The organism is Microbacter sp. GSS18 (assembly GCA_029319145.1).
In the GTDB taxonomy this organism is placed as follows: domain Bacteria; phylum Actinomycetota; class Actinomycetes; order Actinomycetales; family Microbacteriaceae; genus Microbacterium.
This window is the reverse complement of sequence record CP119753.1, coordinates 3,022,332-3,040,455: the sequence shown is the minus strand read 5'-3', so window position 1 is coordinate 3,040,455 and position 18,124 is coordinate 3,022,332. Positions and strand designations below refer to the sequence as shown.

Below are 18,124 nucleotides of genomic sequence, written 5' to 3'. Positions count from 1 at the left end.
GGCGGACGCCGTCTGCGCAGCGGGTTCGCGACGGACGTCCCGTCCGGCCGCCGGAGAGTGTCAGCGCGTTGCGGTGACCGGCGCGTCCCCGGGCGCGACCGTGCTCGTGTCGGCCGCCGCGCTGCTGCGCACGCCGGCCATGGCGCGCGCAGCCCGCATCCCGAACACCATCGCGGGGCCGATCGTCGACCCCGGCCCGGGGTAGGTGCGACCCATCACGGATGCCGAGTTGTTGCCGGTCGCGTAGAGCCCCTCGATGACCGAGCCGTCCGCGCGCAGGGCGCGCCCGTCGGCATCCGTCACCACGCCGCCCTTGGTGCCGAGGTCGCCGACCACCAGCCGCACGGCGTTGAACGGGCCCTTCTCGAGAGGGCCGAGGCACGGGTTCGGCCGCACGGTGGGGTCGCCGTAGTAGCGGTCATACGCGGACTTGCCGCGCCCGAAGTCGCCGTCGACGCCCGCTCGCGCGAAGCCGTTGAAGCGTTCGACCGTCGACCGCAGGCGCTGCGGGGCGACGCCGATCGCGGTCGCGAGCTCTTCGATCGATCGAGCCTGCCGCGTGATGCCCTGGTCGGCGAGCGCCTTGTTCGCCCGCGGATCCATGGCCCACGCGCGCAGGTACCGCCGTGCGTGCCGCGCGTCGGCGACGAGCCAGTAGGCACCGTCGCGGTCGTGCTCGAGCATGCGGTGGCCGATGTCGACGTAGGACTCCGACTCGTTCGCGAACCGGTCGCCCTGCGCGTCGACGATGATCGAGAACGGCAGCGACCGCTCCGACACCAGGAACGTCGGCTCCCCGCCGGCGGGCGCCATCGTCGAGGCGCCCCACCACGCGTCGTCCATGAGCTCGAGAGCCGCGCCGGCCGCCTCGGCCATCGCGATCGGATGACCGAGGGCGCCCGCGCACCCGGACGGCGAGCCGTCGACGCCCTGGTACTTCTGCCGCCACTCGACGTTGCGGTCGAAGCCGCCCGCCGCCAGCATGACGCCATGGGTCGCGCCGATCGCGACCGGCCGGCCCTCGTGCGTCGCGCGGATGCCGACGACGCGGCCGTCCTCGATGATGAGGTCCTCGACGGGGGACTCGAGCCACAGCGGCACCCCCAGGCGCTGGACGACGGCGTCGAGGTACGCGGTGCCCAGGGCCGCGCCCATCCCCACCAGCAGCTTTCCGCGCGCCAGGCCCAGGGCGGTGCGGCCGGCCAGCTGCACACCGCGCGCGAACCCGCTCGACGTCGACCAGGCGCGGCCGAGGAGCCAGAAGTCGTCGGTCTTGGCCGGGAACGGTATCAGTGCGGTGCTCGAGCCCCACCAGTCGCCGATCTTCCGGCGGTCATACGGGGTCGGCTCGATCGCGCGGCCGATCTTGCCGCCGGGGAGCTCCGGGTAGTAGTCGGGGTAGTCGGTGGCGCGCGAGAAGCGGATGCCGTGCTTCTCGCTGGTCAGCACGAGGTCCGCCACGCCGTCGACGAACGCCTCCTTGCGTGCGCGGGAGGTGCTGCGTCCGGTTTCGCCGACGGTGGCCTCGAGATAGGTCAACGCCTCCTCGCGCGAATCGCCCGCACCGGCGCGCTGCATGAGCGGGTTGTTCGGCAGCCACATGCCGCCGCCCGACATGGCGGAGTTCCCACCCCACTTCTCGGTGGACTCGAGCATGAGCACCGACAGCCCGGCGTCTGCAGCGCCGAGCGCGGTGGCGAAGGCGCCGGCTCCCGAGCCGACGACGACGACGTCGTATGTGTGGTCGAACGTGGTCACGATCATCTCCTCGGGCAGGACTACCGGACATCATGGTCCGGTTCACATGCTTCACGATAGACGCGCCCTGGCGAAGGGCGAAAGTCCCCCCGTGGCCTCATCGTGGATGCGTCCCGCCGGCCGGTCGCCCACACTGGAGGAGCACGCGCCACGGTGGCGCGGCGGCGAGGAGGCGGCAGTGGAGCCCAGGGATCCCGACGACATCGCGATGCTGCGCACGGCATCGGACGTCCTGGACATCGACGCGCTGCTGACGGACGACGAGCGGGCGGTGCGCGATCGCGTCCGCGGGTTCGTGGACGCCGAGATCCGGCCGCACATCGCCGACTGGTTCGATCGCGCCGTCTTCCCGGCCGAGCTGGCGCCGAAGCTGGGCGAACTCGGTGTCCTCGGAATGAGTCTGGACGGCTACGGATGTCCCGGTCGCGGCGCGGTGGAGTACGGTCTCGCCGCCCTCGAACTCGAGGCCGGCGACTCGGGCGTGCGCACGTTCGTCTCGGTGCAGGGGTCGCTCGCGATGAGCTCGATCCACCGCTGGGGATCCGAGTCGCAGAAGGCGCGGTGGCTGCCTCCGATGGCGCGCGGCGAGGTGATCGGATGCTTCGGGCTGACCGAGCCGGGGTCGGGCTCGGACCCGGCGAGCATGACGACCCGCGCCCGGCGCGAGGGTGCCGACTGGGTGCTCAGCGGGTCCAAGCGCTGGATCGGCATGGGGACGATCGCGCACATCGCGATCGTGTGGGCGCAGACCGATGAGGGCGTTCGCGGGTTCATCGTGCCGACGGATGCCGACGGGTTCGCCGCGCGCGTGCTCGAGCCGAAGGGGTCGATGCGGGCATCGATCCAGACCGAGCTGACCTTCGAAGGTGTGCGGCTGCCGGCGGACGCCGTGCTGCCCGGCGCGCGGGGGCTGCGCGGGCCCTTCTCGGCGCTCAACGAGGCGAGGTACGGCATCGCGTGGGGCGCGCTCGGTGCCGCCCGCGACAGCTACGAGGCCGCGCTGCGGCATGCGCTGCGCCGAGAGCAGTTCGGCCGGCCGATCGCAGGGTTCCAGCTGACCCAGCGCAAGCTCGCCGACATGGTCGTCGAGCTGCAGAAGGGCGCGCTGCTCGCGCTGCACCTCGGGCGGCGCAAGGAGGTGGGCGCACTCACGCCCGAGCAGATCTCGCTGGGCAAGCTCGCGAACGTGCGCGCGGCGATCCAGATCGCGCGTGAGGCCCGCACGATCCTCGGCGGCGACGGCGTGCTGCTGGAGAACCCACCGATCCGCCACGCGGCGAACCTCGAGTCGGTGCGCACGTACGAGGGCACCGACGAGGTGCACACCCTCGTCCTCGGCCGACACCTGACCGGCATCCCCGCCTTCGCCTGACCCGGTGGCCCCGATGTGCGGTGCGCTACGGCATCCGGTACCATAGGAGGGTTGTCTGCGCATGCGCACGCCCGTGCGCCTGCCGGACGACGTGCAACACACCCTCCTGCTCACGGGAAATGCCCGCGAGCCGTTCTAGTCCGAAGGAGGTGGGTTAGTGACGCACACGCACGAGTACGAACTCATGGTCATCCTGAACCCTGAGATCGACGAGCGCCAGGTCGGCGCCAACCTCGACAAGTTCCTCGCAGTCATCACGAACGACGGTGGCTCGATCGACAAGGTCGACATCTGGGGCCGCCGCCGTCTCGCCTACGAGATCCAGAAGAAGACCGAGGGCATCTACGCCGTCGTCAACTTCACCGCGACCGCCGACGCCACGCAGGAGCTCGACCGCCAGCTGAAGCTGAGCGAGCAGATCATGCGCACCAAGGTGCTGCGCGCCGAGGAGGCCATCGCCCAGGTCGCCGCCGAGGCCAAGCGCGCCGAGGAGAAGGCTGCCCGCAAGACCGCCAAGGCTGCGAAGGCCTGAGTCGATGGCCGGCGAGACGATCATCACCGTCGTGGGAAACCTCACGGCTGATCCCGAGCTGCGCTACACGCAGAACGGTCTGCCCGTCGCGAACTTCACCATCGCGTCGACCCCCCGCACGTTCGACCGCCAGGCGAACGAGTGGAAGGACGGCGAGGCGCTGTTCCTCCGCGCGAGCTGCTGGCGCGACTTCGCCGAGCACGTCGCAGGCTCCCTCACCAAGGGCATGCGCGTCGTCGCTCAGGGTCGCCTGAAGCAGCGCTCCTACCAGGACCGCGAGGGCAACAACCGCGTTTCGATCGAGCTCGAGGTCGACGAGATCGGCCCGTCGCTGCGCTACGCGACCGCGCAGGTCACCCGTGCCGCCGGTGGCGGCGGCGGTGCCCCGCGCCAGCAGGCGCAGGTCGCCGACGAGCCGTGGTCGACCCCCGGTTCGTCGAACAGCGGCGCAGACGCCTGGAGCACTCCGGGCTCCTACGGCGACGACACTCCGTTCTAAGAGATCTCACACACAAACTCCGGATGCTTCATCCGCTCGGTCCGTTGAGCGAGCGCAGCGAGACGAAGCATTCACCTCACACGAAGGAAGACCATGGCTGGAAAGTCGAGCGGCGACCGCCGCAAGCCGCGGAAGGGCGCGAAGAACGCCGCTCCCGCGAAGTCGATCCGCGTGGGCGTCATTGACTACAAGGACGTCGCCACGCTTCGCAAGTTCATCTCGGAGCGCGGCAAGATCCGCGCCCGTCGTATCACCGGTGTCTCGGTGCAGGAGCAGCGTCTGATCGCCAAGGCGATCAAGAACGCGCGCGAGATGGCGCTCCTGCCTTACGCCGGCGCTGGCCGTTGAGGAGTACCGGAATGGCAAAGCTGATTCTCACGAATGAGGTCGCCGGGCTCGGGAGCGCCGGTGACGTGGTCGAGGTCAAGAACGGGTACGCCCGCAACTACCTCATCCCCCAGGGCTTCGCTGTGGCGTGGACCCGCGGTGGCGAGAAGCAGGTCGCGTCGATCCGCGCCGCTCGCGACGCCCGCGCGATCCACGACCACGAAGAGGCCGTGGCGCTGAAGAACACCCTCGAGTCGAACACCGTCCGCCTCTCGGTCAAGGCCGGTGGCGAGGGTCGTCTGTTCGGTTCGGTCAAGCCGGCCGACGTCGCCGACGCGGTCAAGACCGCGGGCCTGGGTGACCTCGACAAGCGCAAGATCCACATCACCGCACCGATCAAGTCGGTCGGCGAGCACGAGGCCACGGTCCGTCTGCGCGACGACCTGACCGCTGTGATCACGCTGCAGGTCGTCGCCGCCAAGTAAGGCACGCGCGCCCTCTGCGACATCGACGGATGCCGCAGCCCCCGCTCTTCGGAGCAGTGGGCTGCGGCATCCGGCGTTTCCGGCGCGGTGAGCGCGCGGCGGCTGCATACCGCCGCGGGAATACTCCGCGAATCGGCATCTGAGCGCTCGGGATCCGAACTCTAGACCTCACTCGGGCCGCGCGCCAGACCTGATTCTCGGGGCGACGTCGGCCAAAAGGCCGACTTGCGCGAACGGCGAAGTTGTGCACAGGTGAACCCTCACCCACCAACCTTCAACCACCACTTCAACCGCAACGTTATCCACAGTGTGTGGAAACACAAACCCCTGGTCAAGGTGGGTAAAGTCCGAGAGAACCCGGGTGTGAATGGAAATTGTCCACAGGCCCTGTCCACATGACACTCGGCGTTTCACGCAGGATGTCCACAGAGTTATCCACAGGGCGTGTTGCGGGTGTCGGAGGCCCTCCATAGCTTGGACTCGGCCCTCGGGGGGAGGGCCCCTGCGTCATTTCGAGAGGAACTGCCATCTATGGCGATCGCTGACATCTCGGACGACCGGCTCGGTGCTCCGCGCGAGCAGGAACGGACGCCCCCGCACGATCTGCTCGCCGAGCAGAGCGCCCTGGGCGGCATGCTCCTGTCGAAGGACGCCGTCGCCGACGTCATCGAGACCCTGCGGGGAACCGACTTCTACATCCCCAAGCACGAGGTCATCTTCGAGGCGATCCTCACGCTCTACTCGCACGGCGAGCCGACCGACGTCGTCGCCGTCACGGACGAGCTGATCAAGACCGGCGACCTGCAGCGCGCCGGCGGCGCGGACTACCTGCACACGCTCACCTCCATCGTCCCGACCGCCGCCAACGCCGGCTACTACGCCTCGATCGTGTCCGAGCGCGCGCTGCTGCGCCGCCTGGTCGACGCCGGCACGCGCATCGTGCAGCTCGGCTACCAGGGCCAGGGCGATGCGGTCGAACTGGTCAACAACGCGCAGGCCGAGATCTACGGCGTCACCGGCGCGGAGGCCGCCGAGGACTACGTTCCGCTCGAGGTCGCCGTCAGCGCCGCCGTCGACGAGATCGAGGCCGCTCGCGGCCGCGACGGTCAGATGACCGGCATCCCGACGGGGTTCCAGCAGTTCGACGAGCTCACCAACGGTCTGCACCCGGGCCAGATGATCGTCGTGGCGGCCCGACCTGCGATGGGCAAGTCGACGCTCGCGCTCGACTTCGCCCGGGCCGCGTCGATCAAGCACAAGATGCCCACGATCTTCTTCTCTCTCGAGATGGGCCGCAGCGAGATCGCGATGCGCCTCATGAGCGCCGAGGCGTCGGTTCCGCTGCAGAACATGCGCAAGGGCACGCTGGACTCGCGCGACTGGACGACCATCGCCTCCACGCGCGGCCGGATCAACGACGCACCTCTGTACATCGACGACAGCCCCAACATGACGCTCGTCGAGATCCGCGCCAAGTGCCGTCGGCTCAAGCAGCGCGCGGGCCTGAAGATGGTGATCATCGACTACCTGCAGCTGATGTCGAGCGGCAAGAAGGTCGAGTCGCGCCAGCAGGAGGTCAGCGAATTCTCGCGTGCGCTCAAGCTGCTCGCGAAGGAGCTGCAGGTGCCGGTGATCGCGCTGTCGCAGCTGAACCGTGGTCCCGAGCAGCGCACCGACAAGCGCCCCCAGGTCAGCGACCTTCGCGAGTCGGGTTCGATCGAGCAGGATGCCGACATGGTCGTCCTGCTCCACCGCGATTCGGTCTACGACAAGGACACCCGACCCGGCGAGGCCGACCTGATCGTCGCCAAGCACCGCAACGGCCCCACCGCCACCATCGAGATCGCCTTCCAGGGCCACTTCTCGAGGTTCGCCGACATGGCGGTCGGGGAGTTCGGCTGATGTCGAGGTGACGATCACCAGGCGCTGACCCGTCGATCCGGTCCCCGTGAGCGCAGGCAGACAGGGCTTGGAAATCGAACGCGACGACGACGGATAGGGTGGCGAGGTGACAGCGTCCGCCCCGCAGAGTCCCAGCCCGGTACCGCGGCCGGGTGCCATCTACTTTCTCGGCCGCGTGATCCTGCGGCCGCTGTTCTGGCTGATGTACCGCCCGCGCATCGAAGGTCGCGGGAACGTGCCTGAACGTGGGCCCGTGCTGCTGGCCAGCAACCATCTTGCGTCGCTCGACACCGTCATCATCCCGACATCCGCGACCCGTCCTGTGCAGTTCCTCATCAAGTCGTCGTACTTCACGGGTACCGGGACGCTGGGCCGCTTCAAGCGCTGGTTCTTCACCTCGATCGGCGGTGTCCCGGTGTACCGCGCGACCGGTCGCGATGCCCGCGCGGCGCTCGACGCGGGCAGCAGCATCCTGCGGGCAGGGAGCGTCTTCGCGGTGTTCCCCGAGGGAACCCGCTCACGCGACGGCAAGCTCCACGCCGGTCACGGTGGCGCGGCGTGGATGGCGCGCGACACGGGCGCCGCGGTCGTGCCCGTCGGGCTGATCGGGACCGGCACCGTCAAGCCGCTGAGCCATCTGCTGCCGGGGCGGCCGCGGCTCGAAGTTCACTTCGGCCGGCCGCTCGACCTCGCGGACCTCGACGGCGTGCCGGACGGCAAGGCCCGTCGCGAGATCACCGAGCGCATGATGGCCGCCATCTCACGGCTGAGCGGACAGGAACGCTCGGGCAGCGTCAACGCGACCTCGCGCGACTGAGCCGCTCGGCGATGAACGCCCCGTGCGCCGAGACCCCGCGTCTCCGGCGCAGGGATCGAAGCCGCAACGGAAGCCCTTCCGCAGGGGCGAGCGAAAGAGAAGGATGGAGGAGTCAGCGTCGAGCGACAAAGGAGTCAAGATGAGCGTCTATCGAGTAATCGACGTCGTCGGCACGAGTGAGTCGTCGTGGGAGGAAGCGGCCCGAGAAGCCATCACCACCGCCGGAGGATCGCTGCATGACCTCCGCGTCGCAGAGGTGGCGAAGCAGGACATCGTCGTCGCTGAAGACGGGACGCTGCTGTTCAGGTCGCGGATCCAGCTCTCCTTCAAGTACGTGCCCGAGTAGGCCGACCTGCCGCAGCCCGACACGCGTGGCGTCGCGGTTCGGCGCCGCGAGCCGTGCCCACGCGCGCCCGCGCGGCGCCACACGAGGGTGCGACAGAGCCGCGGGAGATCTCGCCGCTCCGAGCATGGATCCTGCGCCATGACGTCGTTCGAGGTCGGGACCTTCGTCCCACGCCGGCAGTCGTCGAGCGACGTAGCCTGGACTCGGCCGCAGATACCCGCAGGGGGTATCTGGCCGAATCGGTCGACGGCTGCGCCGACGGCGAGGAGTGAGTCCAGATGATGTGGGACTGGGACGACGATGGAGGCTTTTGCGGGATGGGATTCGGCATGGGCGGGGGCTGGTGGGGCATTCTGTGGCTCATCCTGCTGCTCATCGGGATCGGTCTGCTGGTGTTCGTCGCGATCCGTCTGAGTATGCGATCCAAGAGCGGGCAGAATCCCCCGGCGACACCGACCACGACCGGATCGGAAGCAGGCGCGCCCGGCGGCTCAGCGCGGCAGATCCTCGAGGAGCGATACGCACGGGGAGAGATCGACACCGATGAGTTCACAGAACGGATGCGTGCGCTGACCGACCGGTGATGCGGGTGGACGCGAGGATCCCGCGCGCACCTGGACGAGTCGGTCAGGCGGTCGCGAGCAGCTCGCGCACGCGAGGCACCACCTGCGTGCCGTACAGCTCGATCGAGCGCATCAGGTGCGCGTGCGAGAGCGGGCCGTTCGAGAACTTCAGGTCGAATCGGTTCAGGCCCAGCAAGCGCACCGTGTCCGCGATCTTGCGTGCGACGGTCTCGGGCGATCCTGCGTAGACCGCGCCCTCCGGACCCAGATCGCGCTGGAAGGCGAGACGGCTGTAGGGCGGCCAACCGCGCTCGGCGCCGATGTTGTCGCGGTTCACCTTGAGAGGAGGGAAGAGCGCTTCCCAGGCCTCCTCGTCGGTGTCGGCGACATGTCCGGGGGAGTGCACGCCCACCGGGAGGCTTCCATGGCCGAACCCGGCGGACTGCCGGTGGAACAGGTCGACGTACGGGCGGAAGGCCGCCGCGGGACCTCCGATGATCGCGAGCATGAGCCCGTACCCGTAGCGCGCGGTGCGCACCACCGATTCGGGCGAACCGCCCACGCCCACCCATGCGCGGATGCCGTCGCCCTCGGTCTTGGGGAACACGTCGGCATCCTGGAGCGGGGCCCGAGTGCGCCCCTGCCAGCTCACCGGCTGCTCCTTCAGCAGCTCGCTGAACAGCTCGAGCTTCTCCTCGAAGAGCGCCTCGTAGTCCGACAGCGAGTAGCCGAACAGGGGGAACGACTCGATGAACGATCCGCGACCGAGGATCACCTCGGCGCGACCGCGGGACACGGCGTCCAGTGTGGCGAAGCGTTCGTACAGGCGCACCGGGTCATCGGACGAGAGGACCGTCACCGCCGTGCCCAGATGGATGCTCTGCGTTCGCGCCGCCGCTGCGGCCAGCACGATCTCGGGGCTCGAGACGGCGAATTCTCGTCGATGATGCTCGCCCACCCCGAAGAACGACAGCCCGACGGCGTCGGCGAGCTCCGCCTGCTCGACCACGTTGCGGATCGTCTGAGCGTCCGAGAGAAGCTCGCCGTTCTCGTCCGCCGTCACGTCGCCGAAGGTATCCAGCCCGAATTCCACGTCACCCATTACGCCCTCTTTCATTCGCACGCATATAACGCGCGCGGCACGAGGCTATTCCACCCGACCGGCCGCGGCGACCCCGCGAGGCGAACGAGCGCCGCCTCTCGCGAGGTCGCTGTCGCGCTGTGGATGAACACAGGCGCGGTGCATCGCCGACGGGTATGCTCAAGCGTCTGCCCGAGACATGGAGGCATCCCATGGAGGACGCTGCGCGCATTTTCCGGCCGCCACCCGCGGCCGAGCGCACACCGGTATACGAGTTCGCCAAGCTCGCTCAGCTGTACGACGCCGGCGTGATCAGCCTCGACGAGTTCGACGCGCGGATGTCCGACCCCTTCCGAGCCGCCTGAGCGACGTCATGTCGTGATCGAACGGCCTCCGGCTGGGCCGCGGCCGTTCTGACCGGAACGGCCGACGCCCGGCGGAGCCGCGGGCGCATGCCCGCCGTCGACGAGTGACGTGCCTGATCAGTGACCCCGTTTCGCCGGACCGAAAGATCCGGTACGGTCATGCCCACGTGCACGATCCGACTGCGGGACCGGTGGCCGCAAGGAAGCGGCCGAAGGGGGAAAGCACCAATGATCACGCGTTCGCGGGTGAAGTATCTTGCCCTTGCAGCTACAGCCGCTCTCGGCCTGGCCCTGCTGCCGACCACCGCTCACGCCGACCCGCCGGACACGTCACCGCCCGAGCATTCGGATGCGGGTGGGCGCCTCGACCTCTACGAGTTCGACGCCACCGCCGATGTGCTCGCCGCGATGATCGCCGAGGGATACGACGTCGTCTCCACGGAGCCGAACGGCGACGACACCCTGCACGTCGAGGTGGTCATGTCGCCCGCCGAGGCCAACAAGGCGAACAAGGCGTACGACCTCGACATCGACCTGAAGCGCAACAAGGACGGGGTGCCGACGGTCGACGCCGCCTTCGAGGAGGGCGACGACGGCTACGACGTCTTCCGCAAGTGGTCGAGCCCCGGCGGCCACAAAGAGGAGATGGAGTTCCTCGCGCAGAAGTACGACGACCTCACCGAGCTGATCACGATCGGCCAGTCGGTGCAGGGCCAGGACATCTACGCCATGCGTGTGACCGAGAAGGCCGACACGAAGGCCGCGGGCTCGCGCCCCGCCGTGCTGTACATCGCGAGCCAGCATGCACGCGAGTGGATCACGCCCGAGGTGAACAGCCGCCTGCTGAAGTACATCCTGTCGAACTACGGCAGCGACCAGCAGGTGACCGACATCGTCGACTCGACCGAGCTGTGGTTCGTCATCTCGGCGAACCCCGACGGGTACGACTGGACGTTCGAGGACGGCCAGCGCCTGTGGCGCAAGAACCTCGCCGACAACAACGGCGACGGCGAGATCACGACGATCGACGGCGTCGACCTCAACCGCAACTTCGCGACCAACTGGGGCTACGACAACGAGGGGTCCAGCGACAATCCGAGTGGCCAGACCTACCGCGGCACGGCACCGCAGTCCGAGCCCGAGACGCAGGCGATGGACGCCTTGATGGGGTCGATCGACTTCTCGTTCATGGTCAACTACCACTCGGCCGCCGAGCTGATCCTCTACGGCACGGGCTGGCAGGTGGACTCGCCGAGCCCGGATGACATCATCAACATCGCGCTCGCGGGTGACGATGCCGATCCGGCGATCCCGGGGTACGACCCCGACCTGTCGGCCGAGTTGTACATCACGAACGGCGACACGACCGATCACGCCGGTGACGCTCACGGGATCATGGCGTACACGCCCGAACTGGCGACGTGCCAGACGGCGCTGACCTACCCCGAGAGCACGCTCCCCGGCGACTACTGCGTCGGCCGTTCGCAGTTCGAGTTCCCCGACGACGAGGCGCTCGTCCAGGCGGAGTTCGAACGCAACCTGGATTACGCCCTCTCGCTCGCCGAGTCGGCGGAAGACCCCGCCAACCCGATCTCGTCGCTCGGCCTCGAAGCGGCCGACTTCGAGATCCAGGAGTTCGACGAGAGCTGGGGCAGCTCGCAGGAGGTCGCCGTATGGGCCAAGCGCGAGTTCAAGCAGCTGCGCATGCACAGCTCCATCAACGGCGGCACGGCGACCAGCCAGGCGGTCAGCGAATGGGCCGGCGGCGAGGTCTACGGCAATGAGGGCAACCTCTGGTACGGCGAGTACCGGGGGACGGTGTCGGGGCTCGCTCCGGGTGACTCCGTGGAGGTGTGGTTCAGCGCGGTCGACACGCCCTCCGGCGGCGGGGGCGCGAAGGCGACCAAGGTCGAGAGCGATCGATTCGCCTTCGACGTGTCGGCCGAGGGCACCGGAGCCGACGTGCTGATCGTCTCGGACAACAGCCCGGGCACCGGGCTCGGCGGCGGCGCCCCGCTGCAGTACCTCGACTACTACACCGATGCGCTTGACGCCAACGGCGTGAGCTACGACGTGTACGACGTGGGGGTCACCGGGCCGGCGCCCAACGCCACCGGCGTCCTCAGTCACTACGACGCCGTGATCTGGTACGAAGGCGACAAGCTCGTCACCGACTACCAGGGCGGACTCGACACCACCCTCGTCGCGCACGAGATGAACATGGTCATGCGCGACTACCTCAACGAGGGCGGCAAGATCCTTGCGACCGGCAAGAACCACGGCTTCGAGGAGTTCTTCCCGTTGGATTACGGCACCAACGGCGCGCCCGATCAGGTGTGCCACGGCGGTGACTGCCTCGTGATGACCGACGACGTCTACCAGTACTGGTTCGGCGCGAACAGCAGGGCCCGCCGCGGTGGCCTCGCGGCCGACCTGACGGCGCTCGACGTCCGCGGCAACGGCGGAGTCTTCGACGGCTTCACGTTCGGTCTCGACGGAGGGGACAGCGCCAACAACCAGGGCGCGGGCGACGGTGCCCCGAACCCCACCGGCGGCACGGGAACGGCATCGTTCATCGTGACGTCGAGCGTGCTGCCCGAGGACGAGTTCCCGCAGTTCGCCTCGGAGCGGTTCGCCAGCTGGGACGTCGGGGGCCTCACCCCATACGAGCCGGTCACCGGTGAATGGCAGATGGCGACCGATCACGCGGATGCCGCCTACAAGCGGCTGGCGCGCACGATCGACCTGACGGGAGCGACCGCCGCGAGCCTGGAGTTCTCGACGTCGTACGCCATCGAGGCCAACTGGGACTACATGTTCGTCGAGGTCCACACGGTGGGCCAGGATGACTGGACCACGCTGCCGGACGCCAACGGCCACACCGGCACCGGCACCGGCGACTCGTGTGATTCCGGTTGGGCCGACGAGCTGCATCCGTTCCTGTTCCGCTACCAGGATGCCGACTGCAACCCGAGCGGCTCGACCGGCGCGTGGAACGCCGCCACCGGTGCGTCGGACGGCGTCGAGGAGTGGTCGATCGATCTGTCCGCCTACGCGGGCAGCGAGATCGAGGTGTCGATCAGCTACGCCACCGACTGGGCGACGGGCGATCTCGGTGTCTTCATCGATGACGTCGTGGTCGACATCGACGGCAGCGCGACGACAGAGAGCTTCGAGGATGGTCTCGGCGCGTGGTCGGTGCCCGGAGCGCCCGAGGGCAGCGCCGGCAACGCCAACGACTGGGAGCGCGTGGGCGTCCTCTTCGAGGTCGCCGCGATCGTCGCCACCGACGACACGCTGCTGTTCGGCTTCGGCTTCGAGGGCATCTCGACGGCGGACGAGCGCAACGAGGTCATGGCCCGCTCGCTGGAGCACCTGCTCGGCTGACGGTCGAATCCACCGCCTGATGCGGGGCGGATCCACCTCGGTCCTCCGAGCGGATCCGCCCCCGCATCGCTGTCGGCGCGGCCCGGCGAGGATGCGTGGAGGAGATTAGCTGACTAAAGTCAGAGGTATGTCGGACAGCCCCCCTCGTGGAACAGACCGCATCAGCATTCTGCGCGCCTTCAACCGCACGGTGACCGAGCGCATCGGCGTCCTCGAAGATCACTACCTCGACCGCGGGCGCTCGCTCGCCCTCGACCGCCTGCTGTGGGAGATCGGCAGGGACGGCGCGGACGTGCGCGAGCTCCGCGCGCGGCTGGACCTCGACTCCGGATACCTCAGCCGCCTGCTGCGGTCGCTCGAGACCGAGGGACTGGTGGAGACGGTCGCCTCCGGCGACGACAGCCGGGTCCGCCGCGCCGTGCCGACACCCGCGGGCCGGGCCGAGATCGACGTCCTGGACGACCGCTCGGACGAGCTCGCCGACGCCATCCTGTCGCCGCTCACCGAGAGCCAGCAGCAGGAGCTCGTCGACGCCGCGTCGACCGTGCAACGGCTCTTCACGGCATCCGCCGTCGAGGTCGGCGAGGCCGACCCGGACTCCGTCGAGGGACGGTTCGCCATCGGCGAGTACTTCGCCGTGCTCGCCGAGCGGTTCGACGTCACCTTCGACCCGGCTGTCACGCGGCCCACTCCCGGCGACTCGATGCGCCCGCCGGCCGGACGGTTCCTGCTCGCGACCCTCAAGGGCGTGCCCGTCGGATGCGTCGGGGTGAAGCTGCATCACGACGGCGTCGGTGAGATCAAGCGCCTGTGGGTGGCGCGGCAGGTGCGTGGAACGGGGCTCGGGCGACGCCTGCTCAACGCGATCGAGGACGTCGCCCGCGACGCCGAGGCGACGGTCGTGCGGCTCGACACCAACCGCAACCTCACCGAGGCGATCCGGCTGTACCGCACGGCCGGCTACACCGAGATCCCCGCGTTCAACGACGAGCCGTACGCGCATCACTGGTTCGAGAAGCATCTGACGCACGGCCGGGCCGGATTCCTCGGGCTCGGGCTGATGGGGTCGATCATGGCGCGGCGGCTCGTCGGGGCCGGCGTGCCGCTCACGGTCTGGAATCGCTCGGATGCCGCCCTGCGCGACCTCGAGAGCGCGGGCGCGGTCGCGGCACCGACACCCGCCGATGTGTTCGCGGCATCCGACACGGTCATCATGATGCTCCGCAACGAGCAGGCCATCGACGCCGTGATCCGCGACGACACCGGGGCGATCGGCTCCTTCGTCGCGGGCCGGACCCTCGTGAACATGGGGACGATCGCGCCGGAGGCATCTCGGCGGCTCGACGAGGACATCCGCGCCGCCGGCGGCACCTACGTCGAAGCGCCGGTGTCGGGCTCGCGCGTGCCTGCGCAGAACGGCGAGCTCCTCGCGATGATCGCGGGGCCGGAGGACGCGGTCTCCCGCGTCCGTCCCCTCATGACCCCCCTGTGCGCGCAGGTCACACCGTGCGGCGAGGTGCCCGGCGCCCTCACGATGAAGCTCAGCGTCAACGTCTTCCTCGTGTCGCTGCTGACCGGCCTGGCCGAGTCGTTCCACTTCGGGCGGGAGCACGGGGTCGACCTCGCCGTGCTTCGTCAGATCCTCGATGCCGGGCAGATGTCGTCGCCGATCTCACGCGTCAAGACCGACAAGCTCGTGCGGGCGGACATGTCCGCGCAGGCGTCCGTCGCGGACGGGGCCGCCAACGCCGGCCTGATCCTCGGGGCGGCCCGCGCCGCGGGGATCGCGACACCCGTGATCGACGTGTGCGCGCAGCTCTTCGCCGACGGTGTCGCGCGGGGCGATGGGCACCTCGACGCCATCGCGGTCATCGAGACGATGAGCGACCTGAACGCGCAGGCGTAGAGCGCGACGGTGCGGTCCGGCGATCTTCATGCATAGGAATGGAAGTCGGTCGCGAGGCGTTGTCCTCGAGCGTGGATGACGACGGCATGCGGACCGGAGGCTTGGGGGAGCCCGCGCGCGCGACGGTCGTGGTCATCGGGGCCGGCCAAGCGGGCCTGTCCGCTGCCCACCACCTGCAGCGGCGCGGCTTCACCAGTGCGGTCGCCGACCCGGCCGGCGACCGCACCTTCGTCGTCTTCGACGCGAACAGCCGGCCCGGCGGTGCGTGGCAGCACCGGTGGCCGTCGCTGACGATGGAGACGGTCAACGGCATCTTCGACCTGCCCGGGATGGCGCAGCGCGACGTGGATCCCCACGCCGCCAGTCGGCAGGCCGTCCCCGACTACTTCGCAGACTATGAACGCGCGTTCGATCTGCCGATCGTCCGGCCCGTGCACGTGACGAGCGTCGCGCGCGTGGATGTCGACCCGCACGGCGACCTGCTCGTCGAGACCGATCGCGGGGCGTGGCTGGCCGGTTCCGTCATCAACGCGACCGGCACGTGGGACAACCCGCTGCGCCCCGAGTACGCCGGCGCCGCGACGTTCCGCGGACGTCAGCTGCACACCCGCGACTACGCGTCCCTCCAGGAGTTCGCGGGCCACCGCGTCGCGATCGTCGGCGGAGGCATCTCGGCGGTGCAGCATCTCGAGGAGATCTCGCGGGTCGCCCCCGTGTTCTGGTACACACGCCGCGAGCCGCGATGGCTCGACGTCGAGTTCGAGCCCGAGACGGTGGGGCGCGAGGTGATCGCCCGGGTGACCGCGGACGCCGAGGCAGGGCGTGCCCCGCGGAGCGTGGTCTCGTACACCGGGCTCCCGCACACCTCGTACACCCGCGCCGCCGAGGAGCGCGGCGTGCTCGACCGCCGCCCGATGTTCAGCGCGATCGAACCCGACGGGGTGCGCGAGGCGGACGGGTCGTTCACGCCGATCGACACGATCGTCTGGGCCACCGGCTTCCGGCCCGCCCTCGCCCACCTCGAGCCGCTCGGCCTGCGCAACCCGGCCGGCGGCATCGCCGTCAGCGGCACGCGGGTGCAGGACGAACCGCGGCTGCACCTGATCGGCTACGGGCCCTCGCAGTCCACCGTCGGCGCCAACCGAGCGGGCCGCGCGGCCGTCGCCGAGATCACCGCCGCGCTGCGTCCGCGCACCGCTCGGTCCGTCGCCTGATCGAACGGCGGCGCGCTGCCGCGACAACACCCGGGCGATCCCAACCGGTAGAACGGGAGGGTGACGGTCATGTCCGAGGAGCTGTCTTCGCGGGCTCGGGAGCGCATTCTGGCGGCATGGGCGAGCGCCGTCGGCACCCCTCCGGATGAGCTTCGTCGGGGCGAGGAGACGATCGTCGAGCGCCCGGACCTCGCCGCCGTCATCGTCGCCGAGGTCGACGGCCACCGCCTGGTGGCCGCGCCCCCGATCGTCGTGGACACCGTGCGCGCCGCGGCGTGGGAGGCGCTGATCGACGCCCATGCCTTGGCCCGGATGCTGCCCGTCCCCGCCGCGCCCATCGGCACCGCAGACCTGCTCTTCACCGAACGCCGTCCCGACCGGCCGTGGGTGCGGGTCACGGAAGCCGGCCCGGCAGACCTTCGCGCGGTGCGCACCGGGGTCGCCGAGTCGGAATGGCAGGAGAGCGGCCTCGATGAGATGCACCGAGCATGGGTCTCGTGGGCGGCAGAGGGCCGACCGGCAGCCGTCGCGGGCTTCTCCCCGTGGCACACGCACCTGGCCCAGCTCGGCGTGATCGCCCGCGCCGAGGGCCGCCGCGCGGGCTTCGCGAGCGCGGCCGCCGCCACGGCTGTGCGGGCGGCGATCGAGGCGGGCCTGATCGCCCAGTGGCGGAGCCGCCGGGGGAACGACGCATCGATGCGCCTCGGGCAGAGGCTCGGATTCGTCCGTCTCGGCGTCCAGTCGGCCGCGGCGCTGACCGCCTCGCGTCCCTGATAGCCTCCACACGTCGCTCGGCGTTCTGAGGCGACGCCACTCGAAGGAGAGCCCGACATGCCCGCAGCCAAGCCACCGATCGTCCTCGTGCACGGCGCCTGGGGCGGCGGCTGGATCTGGCGCCGCGTCATCGGCCCGCTCCGCGACGCCGGCCACGAGGTGCACGCCGTCACCCTCACCGGAGACGGCGAGCGGGCCCACCTGCTGCGGCCCGACATCGACCTGGACACCCACATCGCCGACGTGGTCGGTCTCATCGCGGCCGAGGAACTCGAGGACGTCGTGCTGGTCGGCCACAGCTACGGCGGCATGGTCATCACCGGCGTCGGCGCAGCGCTCCCCGGGCGCCTCGGCGGCATGGTCTACGTCGATGCCATGGTGCCGGCCCCCGGCGAGGGGTGGGGCGTCGCGCATCCGCCCGAGATCGTGGCATCGCGCCTGGCCGCCGCCGCCGAGAACGACAACTGCCTTCCGCCGCCCGACCCCGAGGAGGGCTTCGGGCTGAGCGAAGCGGATGCCGCGTGGCTGCGGCGCCGGCACGTGCCGCATCCGTTCGGCATGTACCGCCAGCCGCTCCATTACGACGCCTCGCTGCTCGAGTCGCTGCCGCGGCTGTTCGTCGACTGCAACCAGCCCGCCTACCCGACGATCGCGCCGAGTCGCCAGCGTGTGCGCGAGGAGCCGGGCTGGCAGGTGACCGAGATCCCGACCGGCCACTTCGTGATGGTCACCGAGCCCGACGCGCTGGTCGAGAAGCTGCTGGCGTTCGCCGGCGGCATCGCCGGGTAATCACTCG

Annotated in this window: 17 protein-coding genes; 15 read left to right on the top strand and 2 right to left on the bottom strand. The window is 69.7% G+C overall.

From position 1 onward, the window contains the following. Window positions 1–60 precede the first annotated feature (60 nt). The gene (locus tag P0L94_14035; protein WES63579.1) at window positions 61–1,758 is read right to left on the bottom strand and encodes an FAD-binding protein; all 1,698 of its coding nucleotides are present in this window, start codon (window positions 1,756–1,758) and stop codon (window positions 61–63) included. A gap of 178 nt (window positions 1,759–1,936) precedes the next feature. On the opposite strand from P0L94_14035, the gene P0L94_14030 reads away from it, so the two are divergent. The 9 genes from P0L94_14030 to P0L94_13990 all read left to right on the top strand — a co-directional run bounded on the left by P0L94_14030 (window position 1,937) and on the right by P0L94_13990 (window position 8,622). Next, window positions 1,937–3,130, top strand: coding sequence for an acyl-CoA dehydrogenase family protein (locus P0L94_14030; protein ID WES63578.1), 1,194 nt, complete (start codon window positions 1,937–1,939; stop codon window positions 3,128–3,130). Between the two features lie 157 nt (window positions 3,131–3,287). After that, the gene (gene rpsF / locus P0L94_14025; GenBank protein WES63577.1) at window positions 3,288–3,662 is read left to right on the top strand and encodes a 30S ribosomal protein S6; all 375 of its coding nucleotides are present in this window, start codon (window positions 3,288–3,290) and stop codon (window positions 3,660–3,662) included. A 4-nt stretch (window positions 3,663–3,666) separates the two neighbouring features. Continuing rightward, on the top strand, window positions 3,667–4,161 hold the full coding sequence (locus tag P0L94_14020) for a single-stranded DNA-binding protein (protein ID WES63576.1): 495 nt from the start codon (window positions 3,667–3,669) through the stop codon (window positions 4,159–4,161). Between the two features lie 93 nt (window positions 4,162–4,254). Then, window positions 4,255–4,509 (top strand): 30S ribosomal protein S18, encoded by a 255-nt coding sequence (gene rpsR, locus P0L94_14015; GenBank protein WES63575.1) that lies wholly within the window; start codon window positions 4,255–4,257, stop codon window positions 4,507–4,509. An 11-nt stretch (window positions 4,510–4,520) separates the two neighbouring features. Continuing rightward, window positions 4,521–4,973: a 50S ribosomal protein L9 gene (rplI, locus tag P0L94_14010; GenBank protein ID WES63574.1), complete on the top strand. Its 453-nt coding sequence runs from the start codon at window positions 4,521–4,523 to the stop codon at window positions 4,971–4,973. Between the two features lie 531 nt (window positions 4,974–5,504). Next, on the top strand, window positions 5,505–6,875 hold the full coding sequence (gene dnaB, locus P0L94_14005) for a replicative DNA helicase (protein ID WES63573.1): 1,371 nt from the start codon (window positions 5,505–5,507) through the stop codon (window positions 6,873–6,875). Between the two features lie 106 nt (window positions 6,876–6,981). Beyond that, the gene (locus tag P0L94_14000; GenBank protein ID WES63572.1) at window positions 6,982–7,692 is read left to right on the top strand and encodes a lysophospholipid acyltransferase family protein; all 711 of its coding nucleotides are present in this window, start codon (window positions 6,982–6,984) and stop codon (window positions 7,690–7,692) included. Between the two features lie 139 nt (window positions 7,693–7,831). Then, a complete protein-coding gene (locus P0L94_13995; protein WES63571.1) occupies window positions 7,832–8,038 on the top strand; it encodes a dodecin family protein in 207 nt (68 codons plus the stop codon). 278 nt (window positions 8,039–8,316) lie between these two features. Further along, entirely contained in the window at window positions 8,317–8,622 is a 306-nt protein-coding gene (locus tag P0L94_13990) for an SHOCT domain-containing protein (protein ID WES63570.1), read from the top strand. Between the two features lie 43 nt (window positions 8,623–8,665). On the opposite strand, the gene P0L94_13985 is transcribed toward P0L94_13990, so the two are convergent. Beyond that, a complete protein-coding gene (locus P0L94_13985) occupies window positions 8,666–9,703 on the bottom strand; it encodes an LLM class flavin-dependent oxidoreductase (protein WES63569.1) in 1,038 nt (345 codons plus the stop codon). A gap of 191 nt (window positions 9,704–9,894) precedes the next feature. On the opposite strand from P0L94_13985, the gene P0L94_13980 reads away from it, so the two are divergent. The 6 genes from P0L94_13980 (at window position 9,895) to P0L94_13955 (ending at window position 18,117) form a co-directional block, all read left to right on the top strand. Next, on the top strand, window positions 9,895–10,047 hold the full coding sequence (locus tag P0L94_13980; GenBank protein ID WES63568.1) for an SHOCT domain-containing protein: 153 nt from the start codon (window positions 9,895–9,897) through the stop codon (window positions 10,045–10,047). Window positions 10,048–10,293: 246 nt separating this feature from the next. Then, window positions 10,294–13,434 carry a M14 family zinc carboxypeptidase gene (locus P0L94_13975; GenBank protein WES63567.1) on the top strand — a complete coding sequence of 1,047 codons (3,141 nt, stop codon included), beginning with the start codon at window positions 10,294–10,296 and terminating at the stop codon, window positions 13,432–13,434. A gap of 127 nt (window positions 13,435–13,561) precedes the next feature. After that, window positions 13,562–15,340: a GNAT family N-acetyltransferase gene (locus tag P0L94_13970; protein WES63566.1), complete on the top strand. Its 1,779-nt coding sequence runs from the start codon at window positions 13,562–13,564 to the stop codon at window positions 15,338–15,340. Window positions 15,341–15,426: 86 nt separating this feature from the next. After that, window positions 15,427–16,554 carry an NAD(P)-binding domain-containing protein gene (locus P0L94_13965; GenBank protein WES63565.1) on the top strand — a complete coding sequence of 376 codons (1,128 nt, stop codon included), beginning with the start codon at window positions 15,427–15,429 and terminating at the stop codon, window positions 16,552–16,554. Between the two features lie 69 nt (window positions 16,555–16,623). Continuing rightward, a complete protein-coding gene (locus P0L94_13960) occupies window positions 16,624–17,328 on the top strand; it encodes a GNAT family N-acetyltransferase (GenBank protein WES63564.1) in 705 nt (234 codons plus the stop codon). Between the two features lie 57 nt (window positions 17,329–17,385). Next, entirely contained in the window at window positions 17,386–18,117 is a 732-nt protein-coding gene (locus P0L94_13955) for an alpha/beta hydrolase (GenBank protein ID WES63563.1), read from the top strand. Window positions 18,118–18,124 lie beyond the last annotated feature (7 nt).

Excerpts from the sequence above, each read along its gene's own strand:
- P0L94_13970 (WES63566.1), top strand. The coding sequence starts at position 13,562 with ATGTCGGACAGCCCCCCTCGTGGAACAGACCGCATCAGCATTCTGCGC.
- P0L94_13960 (WES63564.1), top strand. The coding sequence starts at position 16,624 with ATGTCCGAGGAGCTGTCTTCGCGGGCTCGGGAGCGCATTCTGGCGGCA.
- P0L94_14020 (WES63576.1), top strand. The coding sequence starts at position 3,667 with ATGGCCGGCGAGACGATCATCACCGTCGTGGGAAACCTCACGGCTGAT.
- P0L94_13995 (WES63571.1), top strand. The coding sequence starts at position 7,832 with ATGAGCGTCTATCGAGTAATCGACGTCGTCGGCACGAGTGAGTCGTCG.
- dnaB (WES63573.1), top strand. The coding sequence starts at position 5,505 with ATGGCGATCGCTGACATCTCGGACGACCGGCTCGGTGCTCCGCGCGAG.
- rplI (WES63574.1), top strand. The coding sequence starts at position 4,521 with ATGGCAAAGCTGATTCTCACGAATGAGGTCGCCGGGCTCGGGAGCGCC.
- P0L94_13985 (WES63569.1), bottom strand. The coding sequence starts at position 9,703 with ATGGGTGACGTGGAATTCGGGCTGGATACCTTCGGCGACGTGACGGCG.
- P0L94_13990 (WES63570.1), top strand. The coding sequence starts at position 8,317 with ATGATGTGGGACTGGGACGACGATGGAGGCTTTTGCGGGATGGGATTC.
- P0L94_13965 (WES63565.1), top strand. The coding sequence starts at position 15,427 with ATGCGGACCGGAGGCTTGGGGGAGCCCGCGCGCGCGACGGTCGTGGTC.
- rpsR (WES63575.1), top strand. The coding sequence starts at position 4,255 with ATGGCTGGAAAGTCGAGCGGCGACCGCCGCAAGCCGCGGAAGGGCGCG.
- P0L94_13980 (WES63568.1), top strand. The coding sequence starts at position 9,895 with ATGGAGGACGCTGCGCGCATTTTCCGGCCGCCACCCGCGGCCGAGCGC.
- P0L94_13955 (WES63563.1), top strand. The coding sequence starts at position 17,386 with ATGCCCGCAGCCAAGCCACCGATCGTCCTCGTGCACGGCGCCTGGGGC.